The organism is Bacillus cihuensis (assembly GCF_000504145.1).
GTDB lineage: Bacteria > Bacillota > Bacilli > Bacillales > DSM-1321 > Peribacillus > Peribacillus huizhouensis.
The window spans coordinates 654,190-671,374 of the sequence record NZ_AYSD01000010.1 but is presented as its reverse complement, the minus strand read 5'-3'; the positions used below and the strand labels follow the sequence as shown (position 1 = coordinate 671,374).

Sequence of the window (17,185 nt, the reverse complement as noted above, 5' to 3'; positions counted from 1 at the left end):
TAGCGTTTAAAAAAATTCTTTCGATATATCTTGTTTTCGAACCCTTTTCCTAAGCAATAACGGACTTTTCTTAAGGCATTATATTCCCCTGAAATACCGCTTCAATATAATATTTCGGATTCATCAAACTTTCAGTTGCAAGATTTACGTATTCAATAATACCCTCTGCCCCTACTCCTAGAACAATGGTTGCAACCGTTAGAAAACCAATAGGGAACATCAAGCCTTTAGTTGTCCCTTTTTCCATATCTTCACTTAAGTACGTTTCACCCCAAAAGCCGTTCATAAAGATTTTCATGATAGAAAACAAAACCATTAAACTCGTGATGAGACCAATTGCACCAAGCCAATAGTATCCTGTTTCAAACGTCCCTTGCGTAATAAAAACTTTGCCAAGAAAACCACTCAATGGTGGAATCCCAGAAAGTGATAGTGCGGCGATAAAGAACATCCATCCTAAATATGGATGTGTGCCGATAAGTCCACTGATTTCTTTGAGCTTACTCGTTCCTGTAAGATGAATCATTGTTCCGCCAATAAGGAAGATGAGGGCTTTAATAATCATGTCATGAATCAAATAGTAAATGGAGCCGGTCATTGCTACTTGCGTAAAAGATGCCAAACCTGCCATAATAAAACCTACCCCAACCATGACGTTGTACGTAAGGATTTTTTTAATATCCCCATAAGCAATGGCTCCGATGGCTCCTAACAGCATCGTTAATCCACCCAAAACACCAATAATTAAATGAGTGATTTGCGGCTCATGATAAAAGACAAGCGTGAACATACGAAATAAGGCATATATCCCTACTTTTGTTAATAACCCTGCAAAAAGAGCAGCGATGGCAGTTGGCGGCGCACTATAAGAGCTCGGCAGCCAAAAGAATAGAAAAAGGGCAGCTTTCATGCTAAATACTATTAAAAATAAAATAGCAACGGTTGTCATAAGCCCATCTTGCCCTACCTCTGCAATTCGAACAGACAAATGAGCAAGGTTCAAAGTCCCTGTCATCGCATATAAATACGCAATTGCCACGAGAAAAAGAAAGGAAGAAACGATATTTGTCAGGACATATTTAACCGACTCCCGTAACTGTTTCTTCGTTCCCCCTAAGGAAATTAGAACATAAGACGAAATCAACATAACCTCAAAACAAACGTATAAGTTAAATAGATCGCCAGTCAAAAAGGATCCATTAACGCCAGTAATGAGAAATAAAAACATCGGGTAAAAATATGACGCTTCTCGTTCTTTCCCAATGGAACGGAAAGCAAATAATAAACAGCAGAATGAGACGACACTTGTTGTGAGAAGAAGCAAGGCGGAAAACATATCTGCCACCATGCTTATCCCAAAAGGCGCCTGCCATCCACCTAACTGAAGGGTTTGAATCCCCTTCGTTCTAATTTGCGTCATCAGAAAAACAGATACCGCTCCGGTTGCTAATATGGCAAAGATACTAAAAGCCCGTTGAAACCGGATATTTTTCCGTAAGATAATCATAATCATCCCAGCAATTAACGGGATAATAATTGGCAGTAGTACAACATTATTCATCTTCATTACCTCTCAATTGCTCCGAATCATCGATACCCACAACTTGATATGTGCGATAACATATCACTAAAAACAGCGCAGTCACTGCAAAATTAATGACGATTGCTGTTAGTATTAACGCTTGGGGTAAAGCATCTGTATAAGAAAGGTTATTCTCACCTAATAGCGGGAGTCCCCCTTTCTTTAGTCCGCCCATCGTAAGAATGAGTAGATTGACCCCATGACTGATAATAGATGCTCCTAATACGATCCTTAACAAAGTTTTTGACAAAATTAAATACGTACCTATTGAAAATAATAGTCCAACGAGGATAGACATTAATGTTTCCATCTTATCGATCCTCCGCAATACTCAGGATAATCGTGACAGCCGTTCCGATGACAGCTAACGCGACTCCAAAATCAAAAATAACGGCGGTGGCGAGTTCAGTCTTCCCGAAAATAGGCAGATTGAAATAATCGAAAGTTTGACTTAGAAACGGGGCATCAAAAATCAAACTGCCTAAACCAGTAAGTACAGCAATTAAGACTCCACTTGCTGTAACCACCTTAAAATCGATAGGAATGTTTTCACGAACCCATTCAATATTAAATGAAAGAAATAGTAGGGTTAGGGCCGAAGCAAAACCAAGACCTCCTATAAATCCTCCGCCAGGGTCATGATGACCGGCAAAGAAAAGATCAATAGAGAATGTCAGGATAATCACGACAGCCACTTTTGTAACAGAATGTAAGATAACATCATTCGGCTTCTTCATTCCTTATCCCTCCCTGTTAATCGAAGCTTTATTAAAGTGTAAACCCCTAGACCAGCGATACATAGAACAGAAATTTCTAACATTGTGTCAAAGCCACGAAAATCAACCAGGATTGCGTTTACGATGTTTCTAGCACCAGCAAGTTCATACGAGTCCTCAAAATAGCTTGATATTGGATCAAAAAGACGATTTCCATTGGCAGACAACGCTAGAATTGTTACAACCATACCTACTCCAATAGAAATAATGAGGTTCGTCGCTTTGAATCGCATTCGACCGATATTCTTGCTGAGTTCTGGTAGATGATAGAAACATAATAAAAACAAAGCGGTTGTCACTGTTTCAACGACCAATTGAGTAAGAGCTAAATCCGGCGCACGGAAAATAACAAAAAGCATGGATACCAGATAACCGAGGGAGCCAACTGCAATCAAGGAAGTAATCCTTGATTTTGAAAAAAGTACAGTACATGCAGTAATGATGATCCCAGCCACTAATCCAGCATCATACATACTAATCGGCGCATCATTTGAAGAATCAAAGGATATGCCATTTAACAGCCAAATAGCCCCGCCCACCAAAAGCACCATAAACGTGAATATATAGACTAAATAGTCACGGATAGAGTCAGTCATATAACGGTTCGTCAATCGATATGAAATAGATTCGATTTTCTCAAGACCCTGATTATAGAGATGATCTAATGTCAGTGCCTGAGGGATAACACCATAGATTCTGATCCACTTTTTCAAAAGGCGGAACATGAATACACCTAAGACTACAACCCCAATTGTCATAAATAACTCTGTATTCCAACCATGCCAAGCACTAATTTTCACATGAACTCCTTCATTTTGAGCAAAAGCTGGCAAAATTGCGTCGACAGCAGGAAAGAGCAGGTATTTTGAAACTACATTTGGAAAAAAGAAAATAGCTATAACAAGAGAAGCTAATATGATAGGTGGAATCAACATCCCAATTGGAGCTTCATGCGCTTCTTTTTCCAACCTTTTTGGTTGATACTTTCCTGTAAACGTCTTAAATACGAGAATCATACAATATATAAACGTGAAAACACTAGCTACCCACGCAATAACTGGAAATAACATTCCGAAAGTCTCCATATTAAATACATTCAGATTCGCTGCCTGTAATACGGCTGTAAAAAACATTTCTTTGCTCAAAAAACCGTTAAACGGAGGCAGACCTGCCATGGAAAAACTACCTATAATTGTAATCGTGAAAGAAATTGGCATGAGATTCATTAAACCGCCTAATTTACGAATGTCACGAGTTCCTGTTTCATGGTCAATAATACCAACGACCATAAACAGACTTCCTTTAAAGGTAGAGTGGTTAAGTAGGTGAAAAACGGCTGCTAATACAGCCACTGCATACATGGTTGACTCATCGCCATATCCAAAATACATCGCGGAGGACCCTAAACCAAGTAAGCTCATGATTAAACCTAATTGACTAATCGTCGAATAGGCCAATAAAGCTTTCAAATCCGTTTGTTTTACCGCATTTACAGAGCCATATAGTAATGTAATTGTTCCGACTCCTGAAACCATCCAAAACCATTCCGAGCTACCACCAAAAACAGGTGTAAATCGGGCAACTAAATAAATGCCAGCTTTCACCATTGTAGCTGAATGCAAATAGGCACTAATCGGTGTCGGTGCTTCCATCGCATCCGGTAACCAAGTACTAAATGGAAATTGAGCAGATTTTGTGAAAGCTCCTAGTAAAATTAAAATCATAGCTGGAAGAAATAATAAATTCGTAGTAATGCCATCAATTGCGGTTAACATTTCACGAATGCTATACGTATTTGTCATCATGGACAGCATAATAAACCCTGCAAGCATCGCAAGACCGCCAAATATAGTAATAAGCATCGATTTTAGAGCACCTTGACGGGATTTTTTTCGTTGTGACCAGTACGCAATTAATAAAAACGAGGAAATACTTGTCAATTCCCAAAATACATATAAGACTAGAATGTTATCGGAGAAGACAAGTCCGAGCATCGCCCCCATAAATAAAAGCAAATATACATAGAAGTTATGAAGTGCTTCGCGATGTTTTGACATGTAATAAATGGAGTATAGTATAACAAGCGTGCCGACTCCTGTAATGAGAAGGCCAAAAATGAGCCCTAATCCATCCAAATAAGTACTGTAATTGATACCTACAGAAGGAATCCAAGGTAACGTGATATGAACAGTCTCTCCCTTAGAAATAGCGGGGATAAATCGTAACAGATAGATGAATAATGTAAGCGGGACAAAAAATACAAACCAACCCGTATGAATTCGTGGTGCCAAACGTTTATAGATGAGTGGTACGAATAGCGCAAATAAAAATGGAATTAATATCATAATGGGTAACCAATTCAATCAATCCCCCTCCTTTTATAAAAAATGTGAATATAATGAAGCCTTAAACATATGGTTTAAAAGGCATTATAAGCTGTTCATCGCACTTTCTTTTATAGGCATTTATGGAACTTTCTCTATTTGATTGACTGTTGATGAAGCATAAGCTATAGTCATACATAGTTTAACGGAATGTAAAATCCTGTTACATTCACATCAACTCGAGGTGAACTTAAAAATGAAGAAAATGAAAGGGCGTATGGATGAAAGTATCCTTGTCTGCGTTTATTATGGACCAAACGGAGAACGCCTCATTCAACGCGGCTGTAAAATTGCAAACATGCTTGATTGCCCACTCTATATCTTAACCATCGATCCAAAACCATTTGATGAACTAGATGCAGAAAAATCATTTTATATCGAGAGATGGAAACAATTAGCCGATCAACATAACGCCGAAGAATTTATCATTAGAGACAATGAAAAACGACCTGTTACAAAAGTAATTGCTGACATAGCGAGGGAAAAACATATTACACAAATTATTCTCGGTCAAACAGCCCAAAGTCGTTGGGAACAAATTGCAAGGGGATCCGTAATAAATTCGTTATTACGTGAAATTCCATTTATCGATCTTCATATCATCTCAGTTGCTCGTTCTCTTAAAGACGAAGAGGGCCAATTTGAGAAAGGGGTCCGTGCATACCTTGTGAAAGAGGGAGACCACTACCGGGTTACCTTTATCCATACAAAAGATGTTGATTTTGAAGGGATTTTCTTCAAAGAACACGGCACAGATTTCAATAATGGCATTTTCAAATTCATGAAAAACAAAGAAACTCTACAAGTTCATGTTACAGATGATCTCATCCATGATTTAACGAATGTTGACATGACACTCGAGACGTATGACGATCAACAATAACGATTTACAAACCTCCGCATGATGAATCTTGTGGAGGTTTTTTGTCATCAAATAAGATGAGTCACCAGTCTTCGACCTAAACCTTTTACAGATTAACATCCACCTTTATCAGTTGTTCTTCAGATTTTTCAATTCCTAAATAACGTAAGGTTTCTGCAGGTGAATGGTGATGATAAATCGACATCAAAATGGAGATCGCGATTCCTTTGCGATACGCATGATATCCGAAGGTTTTTCTAAGAGTATGTGTACCGATTTTCCCTGTGATCCCCACTTCTTTCGCTGCGTGATTTATGATGCGATACGCCTGCTGTCGTGTGATCGGCTGTGCATTCTTTTTTGACTTAAAAAGATAATCACCACTCGAAAATTCTAAACTTTCCAAATAATTACTCAAGGCATTTTTCACACTATTATTTATATAATATGCCTTCTTTTCATCATTCTTATCATCACGGATACAAAGAAATTCTTTTATCTTTATCCCATCCCAAATATCATCTACTTTAAGCGAAAGTAAATCACTAATTCTAATTCCTGTATTAATCCCAAACACAAATAGTAATAGATCCCGCTTAGATTGCTTTTCTAAAATTTCTTTCATGGCAATAATATTTTCAATGTCTTTAATTGGATCGACATACTCCATTAGACGTCCTCCTAATGTTACATAATAATATGTTATCAAAAACTAAGTAACATTACAAATTTGAAAACCTCCAAAAAAACAAAAAAAAAGAAGCCATTTCCAGCTCCTTTATTAAATGGGCTTATGAATTTTTAAAAAAATATTGCAAAACTGGATGTTTCTCTAGGTTTCATAATATCCGCTGTAGCCCCCACATAACAATCGCGACAATCGGTACAAGTACCCACACATTATGTCCAAACGTTCTCCCATGATTCTGATTTTGGTTATGCTTTTCCATTTGGTCTAATCTCTTAATCACTTCATCTAACTTACGATCAAGATCAAGCTTTTTTTCTTCTTCCATCATACTCACCCTTCCCTCTTCTATTTATATATCTTATTTTCATTTCATAAAAAGAAGACCTAAAAATTAAGGTTTGATGGCTATCACTTTCGTAGATTAGTAGCATTAGTCGATATACCTGAGCCTTTAATACTGACTATTAATCCGACAAACTATATACGCAGGAGCATTGTTGGATTGTTGGATTGTTGGAAAAGCATGTGACAAACAAAGCTATATAGAATCGTTTTTCACTCCATATAACTTGTTCTTGTTGCTTTTCCTCGAGTTAGTTTCATTTAATATGGGAATTACCATCCTCCCTCAAAGCAATATGAATGAAATATCTAAACTAAATAATAATATCAAAGTAAAGCTGACTTTCATTTGGTTGAATGGTTGGCTTTTTTTATCCCATTTAACGTGATACAGGATTTAGCAAAAACCACTTGATATATTTTTTATACTTGATATACTTAATATACAAAGAAGGTGATTTCGATTAATATTTGTCCTTATTTAGAGTTTTCAATGCAAATATTAGGTAAGAAATGGAACGGTTTAATTATCCATTACCTATCCCTTTGTCCAAATGGCACAGCCCATTTTTCAGACATAAAAAGGGATCTTACCGATATTACGCCTAGAGCTCTTTCCCAAAAACTATCAGAGCTTATCGAGTATGAATTAATTGAAAAAAAAGTGAAAACTGGCTCATCCGTCAGCATTTCGTATGAGTTAACAGAAAAAGGCCGTGCCTTAACAGCTGCCCTCGTGCCGATCCAAGAGTGGGCCCAACAGTATAAAAAACAATAAAGAAAAGAGGAGAATAAAATGCAAAAAAATAATATGGTTTGTGATTTAGAAACAGGAGTATGTGGTGACCCAGGAGAAGACGCAATGGAAACTATTGATTTGAACCAGCCTCAAGAAGTGATTAACCTTTATTATGTGACAGACCCTATCTGCTCACATTGCTGGGCACTGGAGCCAGTTTTGCGAAAATTTGAAGAGCAATATGGGCATTATATTAAAATCCACACTGTAATGGGCGGACTACTGGAAAGCTGGGATGGCTTCGCAGACGTAGCGAATGGGATTGGCGGTCCTGCAGATGTAGCCGGACATTGGAGAGAAGTTGGCGAACATTCTCGTATGCCGATTGATGGTTCATTATTCCTTACGAATCCGATTCAATCATCCTATCCACCGTCTCGTGTATTTAAAATCATTCAACAAAAAGATGAGAACCTAGCTAAAACATTTTTACGTCGCGCAAGAGAAGCTGTTTTCGCCTTTAATCAAAATATCGGTGAAGAACAAACCTTGATTGATCTCGTTAATCAAATGGGACTTGACGGAGAGTCTATCGTGAAAGAAGCAGAACTACCTGTTGGACAGCAACTTTTAGATCAGGACTTTGCCCTTGCTAGAAGTCTTGGCGTACGTGGATTCCCAACAATCATCATGGTAAACGAGGAGAATAAAGGTGTAAAAATCGTCGGTGCACGCCCACTTGAGTTCTATGTAAATGGACTAGAACAAGTACTTGCGAAACAGCCTCAAGCACAGAGCGTTCCCAAATTAGCCAAAACTCTTGAAAAAGAAGGACTCTTGTTCTCAAAAGAAATAGAAGTTCTATATAATGTCGAAAAAAGCGAAGTAAACTCTTTTTTACAAACAGAACTTTCAGCTGTTGATTATGAAAGTAAAGAAATTCTCGGAGAAGTTTATATTGAAAAAAGATGAAGTTGGCAAATTTAGTAGGATGTTCGACTAGTAGCAGCCTCGATTAGCGAACAACTAGAAAGAGCTTGGGGGGTCTCGTATAGAACCCCCCTCCTCTTTCTATTCATTTTTTTATAAGGCTGTTTTCACATACTTTGTTGCTTTTCAATCATTTTTACACTAATAACCCGGGTTGATTTCCGTTGCAGGTACTCGCTTTCCGCGGGCGGTCTCAGAAGCCTCCTCAGTGCTTTGCACTTGCGGGGTCTCCCTCAACACGCTTTTCCCGCAGGAGTCTCGCACCTTCCACTACAATCAACATCTGTTCGAATTGGTTTCTTGCTAAAAACAACAATCTTTACGAAAAGAGCCTTTTATAAAAAGGATTGAATCTGAATCTTTCAGCAAAAATCGCATTTTTCCAAAGTCATGATTGCTCTTTCCAAAGCTTCATTGGATTTTCTTGCCCTTCTTTCAATGGCAATTGTATCATCGCAAGAGTGCGTTCGGCTTTTGTTTTTTGTAAATCCTCATATATAGCTTTTGATTTCCCTAATCCCACTTCAACCGCATTCTCAACTGACGCACAGTAATAGACCTTTTCGATTCCAACAAAGTACATGGCTGATAAACACATTGGACAAGGCTCCCCACTTGCATACATCGTATAACCTGATAAATCGTTCGTTTGTACATGCTCTTGCGCACGCCGGATAGCAAGTAATTCTGCATGACCGCTTATATCATATGTTTTATGTAGTTCGTTCACGCCTTCAGCTACAATGTTGTTATTTTTCACAAGTACTGCACCAAAAGGTTGTCCACCACAACGAACATTTTCTACTGCTAGTTCTACTGCTCGTTCCATGAATTTATCCACATTAATACCTCCATTAATATACAATTTATTAAGCAAATTATTTTATATTGAAAAAACAACCTCAATCTTAGTCCTATACAGGCGATCAAGATCTGGTTGTTTTTGATGAATCTGTATTAATGATCAAGTACCGATAGGCAAATCTAAATCGTCCATTAAAATGACTATATATAAAGTGAAACTTCAATCAGTGGGGGTTTACTGCCCGTTAATATGGGACAACTCAAACTTCCAACATCAATTTCTCTAGTTCTAGCGGTTCGATATAGCTGCCATTTTTATAAGCTCTCATGTTTCCTCCTGAGATTTCATCGATTAGGGCAATTTCCTTATCTTCGCCGACTCTACCAAATTCAAATTTAATATCATATAATTCGATATCTTTTTTCGCTAATTCATTTTTTACAACGTTACCGATCTGTTTCGTAAGATCTTTTAATACGGTATATTCTGCTTTTGTTAAAATACCAAGCATATCAAGTGCATCCTCGCTAATCGGTGGGTCTTGACGTTCATCATCTTTCAAAGTGACTTCTACAAATGCGTCTAATGGTTGCCCTTCTTCTGCATACATCCCATAGCGACGGAGAAAACTTCCAACTGCCTTGTAACGGCAGATTACTTCAAGTCCTTTGCCAAAAACAGTTGCCGGCTTCACTGTCATTGTCGCTTCTTCAATATTGGCGTCAATATAATGTGTAGGAATCTCTTTTTCTTTTAATATTTCAAAAAAGTACTTCGTTAAACTGAGACCTGCTCTACCCGCACCTTCAAGCGTTAAGCCGACTGTATTAGCTCCTGGATCAAAGACACCATTTTCCCCAGTTACATCATCTTTAAATTTTAATAAATAATTACCGTTTTCAAGTGCATAAACATCCTTCGTTTTCCCTGTATAAATCGACTTCATTAGAAAAATCCTCTCCCATATGTAAAATCATTATATGCTTATAATAGTATCTGTATTTTTCTGAAAAATCAATTTCTCATTTTCCTATTAAGGATAACTCAAACCGAAAGGGCCAGACTCCACATCTACAATACATCGTTTATTGTATATAAGACACGATAAACGATGTATTGATTGTGGGGTCAGACCCTTTCTACTAATTATTTACGATAATCATTTATTTCGAAGCTTTATGATTTCATCTGCTACGAATTGTACTTGGGTTCCAACAATGACTTGAATGCTTTGTGGACCAACAATATTAATTCCTGGCACACCTGTAGCTTTAATCACTTTTTGATTAACGTCATTCATGTTCTTCACTTCAATTCTTAAGCGAGTTGTACAATTATCAACAGATGTTACATTAGCGTCTCCACCTAAACCTTCATAAATCGTAGCTGCCATCACTGCATGTTTATTGCCTACAGTCACAGATTGAGAGCTCGCCGCGGCTTCTGCTCCGCCAGCTTTCACTTCTTCCCATTCAACTTCTTCTCTTCCTGGAGTTAGTAAGTTAAATTTAGCAATCAAAATTCGGAATAAGCAATAGTACAGGAAAGCAAAAACAAGCCCTTGAACAAGTAACATATAGGGTTGATTAGCTAATGGCAGTTTTGAACTTAAAAAATAGTCAATAAACCCCGCACTAAAACCAAATCCTGCTGTCCATTGGAAAGTTGCTGCAATCGCTAAAGAAATACCTGTTAATAAGGCATGAACAACATAAAGGGCAGGTGCGACAAACATGAATGCGAATTCGAGAGGTTCTGTCACCCCTGTAAAAAATGAAGCAAAAGCTGCTGCTAGCATTAATGCAGCCACTTGTTTTTTCCTTTTTGATTTCGCAGAATGATACATGGCGAGGGCCGCTGCTGGTAAGCCAAACATCATGATTGGGAAAAAGCCAGCTTGATACATGCCAGTAACACCTTTTTCTCCCGTACCTGCCCAGAAGTTACCGATATCATTGATTCCAGCTACATCAAACCAAAATACGGAGTTTAATGCATGGTGTAAGCCTGTTGGAATCAAGAGTCGATTGAAGAAACCATATAAACCTGCACCAATAACACCGAGTCCACTTATTGCTTCACCAAAATGGACGAGGGCTGAATAGATAACTGGCCATACGAAGTACAATACGAGGGAAACGAATAACATGGCGACAGCTGACATGATAGGAACCAGTCGTTTCCCACTAAAGAAGGCGAGCGCATCCGGCAGTTCCACCTTACTAAATCGATTGTACATGTTTGCAGCAATTAGCCCAGAAATAATACCGACAAAGACATTTTCTATTTTATCAAATGCAGCGTTTACGTTTCCCGGATCAATCCCTTGTAGCATAGCTACTGAATCTATAGAAAGTAAAGTTGTAACGACAAGATAGGCCACCAATCCGCTTAACGCTGCTGATCCATCTCTGTCCTTTGACATCCCTAACGCTACGCCTACTGCAAAAAGGATCGCCATATTGTCAATAATTGAAGCTCCAGCTTTAATTAAGAAAGCTGCTATCGGACTTCCAGCTCCCCAGCCAGATGGAGATGGATCAATCCAATAGCCTATTCCGAGTAAAATAGCTGCGGCTGGTAATACGGCGACTGGCAGCATCAATGAACGACCAATTTTCTGTAAATATTTCGTCATATTGATAAACCCCCTACCCATATTTTCTCTTTTTGACAAGGCAAACAAATACTACGTCAATCTAAAAATAAATAGTAATAAATAATTGCTTTAAGCATTTGTACAAATAAGTTTACTCATATCAACTGTATGAAACATATCTCTTACAGTCATCGCCTATTGGTTTAGGATCACCTCCTCAAAGGTTTGCTAGAACTAAATGATGCGTTACAAGTCTGCTTCATCCAACGGCATATTCCCCATAGACATGTCTCTCTTTTAGAGACCCATATATGAAACATTTTATCACCAGCTTGTTTTTTAACTATATGACTTATCAACCACGGTAATGATATAGCGTTTCGTCTTTTGACAAAAAACAGTTACATTTCGCAGGCAAACCGATATCCCTTAAATCTAACTGCTTTGCTATAGAATTCTACGACACCAGTAAATAACCTTCCATTTTTATGAAGATTTGTAAAAATTCTATATTTATCTATTTCGTCGTATTATAGATTTTTTAATAGTGGTTCCCAGTAAAGTAAACCTGATGATAATTTAAAAATGGGCACTAGAGCTTTTTTCAGAGGAGGTGAATGGAGAAGAAGCAACTTTCCTTTTTAATTCCGACAGTCTTGTTGAAATTCCACTAACGATTAAGAAATGTGATGATAATTGTTGATAAATTTATTAAATACCTTGCAGGAAATTGCACACTCTTTCCATAAATAAGTAAAGTGGAGAAACACATGCCATAATAAATAAGTGGAAAGGTGGTCGTTGTCATTGAGTTCCGAAATAAACTTACAACAAATCGCCGAAAGTGTGACTAGATCCGTATTGAATGCATCCGATAAAGACTTAGAAGGCTTCCAAAAGATTATTGAGGAGACTATTAAAGTTAGAGAAGGACATAAAAATCTACAAAAATTAGTGAAAAGCTATGCAACTTCTATGATTCAGCGTTCATAATTGCGATGAGGCTAGCCCATTCACGGTGCAGCCTCCTTTTTAAATCTTGATTCCGGATCACTACATGCTTGCTCCGGCACGCTCATCTTGTTTTCGGATCGTAAATCTGGAAATGTAGTTAAGATACTCCCGAATTATCTCATTCGTTATCACATTAATCGTTTAAATCATTCATAAAGGCTGTTTTCACATACTTTGTTGCTTTTCAATCATTTTTACATTAATAACCCGGGTTGATTTCCGTTGCAGGTACTCGCTTTCCGCGGGCGGTCTCAGAAGCCTCCTCAGTGCTTTGCACTTGCGGGGTCTCCCTCAACACGCTTTCCCCGCAGGAGTCTCGCACCTTCCACTACAATCAACATCTGTTCGAATTGGTTTCTTGCTAAAAACAGCAATCTTTACGAAAAGAGCCTTCATAAAAAATAAAATTCATTCTTTCAGTTATGTTAAATTCCCCAGAAAATCCTCCCAGCCAACGTTAGTATCTTTAGAATAATCAGTATTGTTTTTACGATTGAAAAACCTTTCAAATCAATCAGAAAATTACTGAAAAAGCTTGATTTCTCTAGCCATTTCATTGAAAGCGTTTTTTCACATATATATAATAATCCCATAAGGGATACCTTAAACATAAGACAACAAGATTCGTACACAAGGAGGTAATAGTTTTGAAGAATGTTTTTGAGAAAGCTCAACAGTTTGGTAAGTCATTTATGCTTCCGATTGCTGTCTTACCAGCTGCTGGTTTGCTGCTTGGTATTGGAGGAGCGCTATCGAACCCAAATACGGTTTCGGCTTATCCATTTTTAGATATTGCATGGCTTCAAGCCATTTTTACCATTATGAGCTCGGCAGGTAGTATCGTCTTTGGTAACCTACCGATTATTTTTGCAGTCGGCGTTGCAGTAGGCCTGGCTCGTTCAGATAAAGGTACAGCTGGTCTAGCTGCTATGATTGGGTATTTTGTTATGAACAGCTCGATCAATGCCTTGCTCTCCATTACGGGGAAACTTGCTAAAGATAATTTAGCAGGTGCAGGACAAGGAATGGCAGTTGGTATCCAAACATTAGAAACAGGTGTTTTTGGTGGGATTGTCATTGGGATTGTGGCCGCATTATTACACAATAAATACAATAAGATTCAGTTGCCTCAAGTTTTAGGATTTTTCGGCGGATCTCGTTTCATCCCGATCGTAGTTTCTTTTTCATCCATTATCGTAGGTTCCATTTTATTTATCGTTTGGCCTTATTTCCAACTTTTCATTAATCAATTAGGTTCATTAGTTACAAGCACAGGTACGATTGGAACATTTTTCTACGGCTTTATTCTACGTATGCTTGGACCAATGGGATTACATCATATTTTCTACCTACCATTCTGGCAAACAGCATTAGGTGGTACGATGGAAATTGGCGGGCATATTGTGAACGGGACGCAAAATATTTTCTTTGCACAATTAGCTGACCCGAACACCGAACAGTATTATGAAGGCGTATCAAGGTTTATGTCTGGTCGTTTTATTACGATGATGTTCGGTCTTCCTGGAGCGGCTCTTGCTATCTATCATTGTGCTAAACCAAAAAATAAAAAAGTCGTTGCAGGGATCCTTCTTTCAGCAGCTTTAACTTCATTTTTAACTGGTATCACAGAGCCTCTTGAATTTAGTTTCTTGTTTGTTGCTCCACTTCTCTATTTTGTTCATGCTCTGTTTGATGGGTTAGCCTTTATGATGGCCGATATCTTCAATATTACAATTGGACAAACTTTTTCTGGAGGATTTATTGACTTTACACTATTCGGAATCCTTCAAGGTATCGCTAAAACAAATTGGGTTTATGTCATTTTAATCGGTATTCCTTGGTTCTTCTTATATTATTTCACATTTAAATTCCTTATTAAGAGAAGAAACTTTAAAGTTCTTGGACGTGAAGATGAAGAACAGGCCGTTGAACAAGTAACAGCAACGGACCGCGCAAAAACAATTGTCGAAGGTTTAGGTGGAACTGCTAATATTGATGTCGTAGATTGCTGTGCTACTCGACTTCGTGTCACTGTTAAAGATGAATCCTTAGTTAAGGATGATTTGATTAAACAAACAGGTTCAAAAGGCATTGTGAAAAAAGGCAATGGTATTCAAGTTGTATATGGTCCACAAGTTACGATTGTTAAAAACGAAGTAGAAGAGTACTTGGGACATTAATGAATTTTGCTAACAAGGATGTGTAAAGCATGCAATCGATATTAGATCAAATCAAAAAAGGATTAATCGTATCCTGTCAGGCTCTAGAGGGAGAACCTTTACACAGTTCCCATATTATGGGGCGTATGGCTATTGCAGCAAAAGAAGGTGGCGCCAAAGGAATTCGCGCAAACTCGGTCGCTGACATTTTAGAAATCAAGAAACAAGTAGATCTTCCCGTTATCGGCATCATCAAGCAAGTCTATGGAGATAATCCTGTTTTTATCACCCCGACAATGAAAGAGATTGATGCTTTAATGGAAACAGGTGCTGAAATTATCGCCACTGATGCAACAGCACGCATTAGACCTGATGGAAGTACTTTAGATCAATTTTATTATGAAGTAAGATCTAAATATCCTAATGTGTTGCTAATGGCTGATGTCTCTACTGTTGAAGAAGCTATTCATGCTGATCAACTTGGATTCGATATCGTTGGACCAACATTATATGGCTATACGGATGAGACGCAAGGGCTAAAAATTGACTCCAATCAATACGCAGTCATAAAGCAAATCATAGAAGAAGTGAAACATGCAAAAGTTCTTGCAGAAGGAAATGTCTCTACACCAGAAATTGCCCGTTCTGTATTAGATATCAATGTTCATGCCGTAGTAGTAGGTGGAGCTATTACACGACCACAACAAATTACAAAACGATTTGTTGATGCGTTGCTCTAGTCCCTAGTTTTTACACTAACTAAATCGTACGATTAATGTCTATTATAATAAAGAGGATGTCTCTTAAGGGTTAGACCTCGCACGCTAAATCAGTAAATAGTGTTTTATACACATATCTTTTACTGGGATTAGTCGTTGCGAGGTCTGCCCTTCTTTTTGTCCCCCTTTATTAAGTTCATCTATAGTAGACAAATAAAATGGTTATCCTATAGTATAAAGTGAAACTTCAATCAGTGGGGGTTTTGAATTTCCGATAATGCGGGATAAAAAGGCAAAAAAAAATCTTTCTCAAATAGGAGAACAACATGGAATATTTAGGTGATAACCTCTTGCATGGAATTGAATGCAATATGAATAAATTCACAAACACAGAAGAAGAACTTGCTCGTTATATTATTGAACATCCTGATGAAATTAGCCAAATTACTAGCAGTCAGATTGCCAAGAGATTACATATTTCACCTGCAACCATCACACGATTCTGCCAAAAGATGTTATTTTCAGGCTTTAATGAGTTTAAACATGAACTAAAAAGATATGTAGATCTTAGAGATAAACCGAACTTAACAGCTGATATTAAACAAATGGATTATTTTGCACAACTCTATCAAAACCATTTAGATATTATCGAAAATACGTTCAGAAATGTGTCATATCTAGACATCCAACAAGCCGTCTCCTTCCTTACTCAAGCTGATAAAATCCATGTATATGGAATTGGGAATTCAGGAATTACAGCACAGGAATTCAAATCTAAGTTTTTTAGAATTGGATTAAATGTTGAAACCATTACCGACCCACATCAGGCCGTAATGGATGCAGCTCTATGTACAGAAAAAAGCGTAGTGATTGGAATATCTGTCTCCGGAAAAACAAAAGAAGTCATTCGCGCCGTTAACATTGCCAAGCGGCAAGGGGCTGCCATTTTAGTCTTTACTGGTGAAAAAGAGTCTGAGCTCTCCCATTTAGCTGACTTAACAATCCTTTCAATGAATAAAAGTAATATGTATATGGGGCAGAATATTTCACCATCCTTACCGTTCTTTTTACTATTTGATTTAATTTATACTGAACTCATTGCAAAGGATTATAAAAATAGAATTCACTTTCGCGAAAAAACATTAAAGGCATTTTACGATAATTATTAATATTTCTAGTACAAGAATTCATATCTTTTACCTTGTATTTATTCCCCGCGCTTGGCTACCGTATTTTAGTTGCGTATTTCACCCACCCCAGTTTTCAAAAAGTGAGCTCACCGGTTTTATCACAATTAAATCATGTCCCCTTGCGTCAGACTGGTTATGAAATTGGGGTGTCCAAAAGCAATGGGTCAAACCCTTAAGAGACACCTCCATTTTATGGTTTACTCAACTTTTCTGCATAAAGTACTGTGGTACATGCCCTTATTCTATAATTACTTTTGTAATATTAACAAATTGAACAGAAAGTTGGATTGGCCAGAAAATAGTGCAGGACCACTTCCACTGTTAACACCTACC

The 17,185-nt window shown here is 37.7% G+C and carries 16 protein-coding genes; 7 read left to right on the top strand and 9 right to left on the bottom strand.

Translation table 11 applies throughout. The annotated features are described in order from the left end of the window. Positions 1 to 70: 70 nt before the first annotated feature. Genes V179_RS0102990 through V179_RS0102975 form a run of 4 tightly spaced genes read right to left on the bottom strand, consistent with a single transcriptional unit; the run spans position 71 to position 4,721 of the window. Positions 71 to 1,561: a Na+/H+ antiporter subunit D gene (locus tag V179_RS0102990; RefSeq protein ID WP_028390210.1), complete on the bottom strand. Its 1,491-nt coding sequence runs from the start codon at positions 1,559 to 1,561 to the stop codon at positions 71 to 73. Further along, on the bottom strand, positions 1,554 to 1,892 hold the full coding sequence (locus V179_RS0102985) for a Na(+)/H(+) antiporter subunit C (protein WP_028390209.1): 339 nt from the start codon (positions 1,890 to 1,892) through the stop codon (positions 1,554 to 1,556). The genes V179_RS0102990 and V179_RS0102985 overlap by 8 nt, the downstream gene beginning before the upstream one ends. A gap of 1 nt (position 1,893) precedes the next feature. Continuing rightward, positions 1,894 to 2,319: a Na(+)/H(+) antiporter subunit B gene (locus tag V179_RS0102980; protein ID WP_028390208.1), complete on the bottom strand. Its 426-nt coding sequence runs from the start codon at positions 2,317 to 2,319 to the stop codon at positions 1,894 to 1,896. Next, positions 2,316 to 4,721 (bottom strand): Na+/H+ antiporter subunit A, encoded by a 2,406-nt coding sequence (locus tag V179_RS0102975; protein ID WP_028390207.1) that lies wholly within the window; start codon positions 4,719 to 4,721, stop codon positions 2,316 to 2,318. The genes V179_RS0102980 and V179_RS0102975 overlap by 4 nt, the downstream gene beginning before the upstream one ends. Before the next feature lie 217 nt (positions 4,722 to 4,938). Between V179_RS0102975 and V179_RS0102970 the strand changes: the two genes are divergently transcribed. Beyond that, entirely contained in the window at positions 4,939 to 5,625 is a 687-nt protein-coding gene (locus V179_RS0102970; RefSeq protein WP_028390206.1) for a universal stress protein, read from the top strand. A gap of 85 nt (positions 5,626 to 5,710) precedes the next feature. Here V179_RS0102970 and V179_RS0102965 read toward each other — a convergent pair whose 3' ends face one another. Both V179_RS0102965 and V179_RS0102960 read right to left on the bottom strand, forming a co-directional pair. After that, positions 5,711 to 6,274, bottom strand: a complete 564-nt coding sequence (locus V179_RS0102965; protein ID WP_028390205.1) for a tyrosine-type recombinase/integrase — start codon at positions 6,272 to 6,274, stop codon at positions 5,711 to 5,713. A 169-nt stretch (positions 6,275 to 6,443) separates the two neighbouring features. Next, positions 6,444 to 6,623, bottom strand: a complete 180-nt coding sequence (locus V179_RS0102960) for a hypothetical protein (protein WP_028390204.1) — start codon at positions 6,621 to 6,623, stop codon at positions 6,444 to 6,446. Positions 6,624 to 7,100: 477 nt separating this feature from the next. Here V179_RS0102960 and V179_RS0102955 point away from each other — a divergent pair, with 477 nt between their 5' ends. Together V179_RS0102955 and V179_RS0102950 are read left to right on the top strand one after the other, a co-directional pair. Further along, positions 7,101 to 7,415, top strand: coding sequence for a winged helix-turn-helix transcriptional regulator (locus tag V179_RS0102955; RefSeq protein WP_028390203.1), 315 nt, complete (start codon positions 7,101 to 7,103; stop codon positions 7,413 to 7,415). 18 nt (positions 7,416 to 7,433) lie between these two features. Then, positions 7,434 to 8,348 carry a DsbA family protein gene (locus V179_RS0102950; protein WP_028390202.1) on the top strand — a complete coding sequence of 305 codons (915 nt, stop codon included), beginning with the start codon at positions 7,434 to 7,436 and terminating at the stop codon, positions 8,346 to 8,348. A gap of 406 nt (positions 8,349 to 8,754) precedes the next feature. On the opposite strand, the gene V179_RS0102945 is transcribed toward V179_RS0102950, so the two are convergent. The 3 genes from V179_RS0102945 to nagE all read right to left on the bottom strand — a co-directional run bounded on the left by V179_RS0102945 (position 8,755) and on the right by nagE (position 11,809). Continuing rightward, a complete protein-coding gene (locus V179_RS0102945) occupies positions 8,755 to 9,207 on the bottom strand; it encodes a nucleoside deaminase (RefSeq protein WP_028390201.1) in 453 nt (150 codons plus the stop codon). 223 nt (positions 9,208 to 9,430) lie between these two features. After that, positions 9,431 to 10,117, bottom strand: coding sequence for a phosphoribosylaminoimidazolesuccinocarboxamide synthase (locus V179_RS0102940; RefSeq protein ID WP_028390200.1), 687 nt, complete (start codon positions 10,115 to 10,117; stop codon positions 9,431 to 9,433). A gap of 213 nt (positions 10,118 to 10,330) precedes the next feature. Next, positions 10,331 to 11,809, bottom strand: a complete 1,479-nt coding sequence (gene nagE, locus V179_RS0102935; protein ID WP_028390199.1) for an N-acetylglucosamine-specific PTS transporter subunit IIBC — start codon at positions 11,807 to 11,809, stop codon at positions 10,331 to 10,333. A gap of 768 nt (positions 11,810 to 12,577) precedes the next feature. Here nagE and V179_RS0102930 point away from each other — a divergent pair. The 4 genes from V179_RS0102930 to V179_RS0102915 all read left to right on the top strand — a co-directional run bounded on the left by V179_RS0102930 (position 12,578) and on the right by V179_RS0102915 (position 16,831). Further along, positions 12,578 to 12,763 carry a hypothetical protein gene (locus V179_RS0102930; RefSeq protein ID WP_028390198.1) on the top strand — a complete coding sequence of 62 codons (186 nt, stop codon included), beginning with the start codon at positions 12,578 to 12,580 and terminating at the stop codon, positions 12,761 to 12,763. A gap of 668 nt (positions 12,764 to 13,431) precedes the next feature. Further along, positions 13,432 to 14,964: a PTS transporter subunit EIIC gene (locus V179_RS0102925; protein WP_028390197.1), complete on the top strand. Its 1,533-nt coding sequence runs from the start codon at positions 13,432 to 13,434 to the stop codon at positions 14,962 to 14,964. A gap of 29 nt (positions 14,965 to 14,993) precedes the next feature. Continuing rightward, positions 14,994 to 15,683 (top strand): N-acetylmannosamine-6-phosphate 2-epimerase, encoded by a 690-nt coding sequence (locus V179_RS0102920; protein WP_028390196.1) that lies wholly within the window; start codon positions 14,994 to 14,996, stop codon positions 15,681 to 15,683. Positions 15,684 to 15,988: 305 nt separating this feature from the next. Then, positions 15,989 to 16,831 carry a MurR/RpiR family transcriptional regulator gene (locus tag V179_RS0102915; RefSeq protein ID WP_028390195.1) on the top strand — a complete coding sequence of 281 codons (843 nt, stop codon included), beginning with the start codon at positions 15,989 to 15,991 and terminating at the stop codon, positions 16,829 to 16,831. The last annotated feature ends 354 nt before the right edge of the window (positions 16,832 to 17,185 follow it).